Annotated in this window: 1 protein-coding gene and 1 pseudogene; both read left to right on the top strand. The window is 72.4% G+C overall.

The features are described from left to right. Positions 1 to 1,727, top strand: a 1,727-nt coding sequence (locus AC08ON_RS01015; protein ID WP_476616299.1) for a heparinase II/III domain-containing protein, incomplete at its 5' end; no start/stop codon positions are given. Positions 1,728 to 1,804: 77 nt separating this feature from the next. Continuing rightward, positions 1,805 to 2,173 (top strand): annotated as a pseudogene (locus AC08ON_RS01010) (FkbM family methyltransferase); the annotation flags it as partial.

Raw genomic sequence — 2,173 nt, 5'->3', positions numbered from 1 at the left:
CCACCCCCGCGACCGGCACCCCCGCGGGGGCCGGCGCCGCCGCGGCCCCCGCCCGATGGGACTGGAGGCAGGCCGACGCTCCGCTGCTGTGGCGCTACCATCTGCACTACTGGGACTGGGCATGGGCATTCACCACCGAGGCTGTCCAGGGGCCGGCGATGTTCGCCCGGCTGTATCTGGCCTGGCGGACCTCCGTGGCCCTGGGCGATCCGGTTGCCTGGTCGCCCTACGTCGTGTCGCTCCGGGCCTGGACGCTGTGTGCCTTGTGGCCCCGGCTCGCGCGGGGAACGCCCGCCGAGATGGCGGTCCTCGCCGACCTCGGCGTCTGCCGGTCCTTCCTGCGCACTCATCTGGAGACCGACGTCGGCGGGAACCACCTGCTGAAGAACTACAAGGCGCTGATCGGGCTGGCGGTCGCCGATGACGACGCCCGCGGCCGCCGACGATGGGTCGACGCGCTGCTGCGCGAGCTCGATCGGCAGGTCCTCAGCGACGGTGGACACTACGAGCGCTCCCCCACCTATCACTGTCAGGTGCTGGCCGACCTCGACGACGTCGCCGGGCTGCTCACCGCGGCGGGCCACGTGGTGCCCGGCGCCCTGCTCGACACGGCCGGCAGGATGCGGGCCTGGCTGACGGCCGTACTCGGACCGGACGGCGTGGTTCCCACGCTCAACGACGGGTTCGCGGTGCCCGCCGAGGCCCTGCGGCTGCTTCTCCCGGCTCCGGTAAGACCGACGCCGATCGCCGTCCAGGGTCCGGGTCCCGTTCCGATCCCGGCACCGCGCCTGGCCGAGATGCCCACCTCGACGTCGCAGTCGACTGTGGGGACCGTGCCCCGTCCGCGGACGCCCGCATCTGACCGGGCCGACGGCCTTCTGCTGGTCGACAGCGGTCTCGCCGTGCTGACGGCTGGACCGTGGCATCTGCTCGCCGACGTGGGCCTGCCCTGTCCCGAGGACCTTCCGGCCCACGCCCACGCCGACACCCTCGCGTTTCTGCTCTGGCACGACGGCCGGCCGCTCCTGGTGGATACCGGGACCTCGACCTACGCCCCCGGACCGGATCGGGACGCCGAACGCGGTACCGCCGCCCACTCGACCGTCATCGTCGATCACGCCGACTCGACCGAGGTCTGGGGCGCGTTCCGGGCGGGCCGCCGGGCCCGTCCCACTCTTGTCACGATGTGCCACCACGAAAACGTGGCGATGTTGGCCGCCGGCCATGACGGCTACCGCCACCTTCCCGGGCGACCCGTGCACTGGCGGACGTGGCGACTCGACCCGAGTGGGTTGTCCGTCGACGATCGGATCACCGGGGAGGGCCGCCACCACGTCGAGGTGCTGTTCCACTTCGCCCCCGGGGTGTCCGTCACCGCTGCGGCGGCCGATACCAGGCGAACCAGTACCACCTCGATCGGGACCACCTCGATCGGGACCAGCCGGAACGCGGCCACCCGGAGCGGGGCCACGGATGCGCTCACGGTGACCACCTCCCAGGGGCGGCTGGTCCTGCGGGCCGGCGGACCGGGGCGGTGGGTGGTGCGCTCCACCCACCGGGCGGTCGGATGGAGCCGTACGGTGCCGGCGTACACCGCCGCGTACGTGATCGATGCCGAGCTGCCTGTCGCGGTACGCACCACGGTCGTCCACGAGGTCCGCTCCGGCGGCACGCGCTCCGGCAACCTGCGCTCCGGCGACACGGAATCGTCGCCCGCCCGCCTCTGACGCACACCCGGACCTGACCCGCCCCGGTCGCACCGCATTACCACGAAACCGAACAAACTGCCCGACAGGAGAACACCGTGCCGACCCTGTCCGTCCTACGCCCTCTCGCGGAACGGCTCACCCACCATCTGGTGGTGGCCCGCCGCCTGCCGCCTCCCTTCCAGGCGACGCGCATCTACGTCTCTTCCGAGGCGGGTCTGAAGTATCTGCGCCCCAGTCTCGCCGCCGTCGATCCGGTCCTGACCGACCTGGTCGGCGAGGTCGTGCGCCCCGGCCACGTGGTCTGGGACATCGGCGCGAACGTGGGACTGTTCGCCTTCGCCGCCGCGTCCGCCGCGACGTCGTCCGGCACGGTCGTCGCGGTCGAGCCCGACACCTGGCTGGTCGGGATGTTGCGCCGGTCGCAGACACGGTCACCACGCCACGGCGGATCATCGGCCACCGAT

It is taken from the genome of Frankia sp. CoWAU3, assembly GCF_977971855.1.
This window is presented reverse-complemented; position numbering and strand designations above follow the sequence as displayed.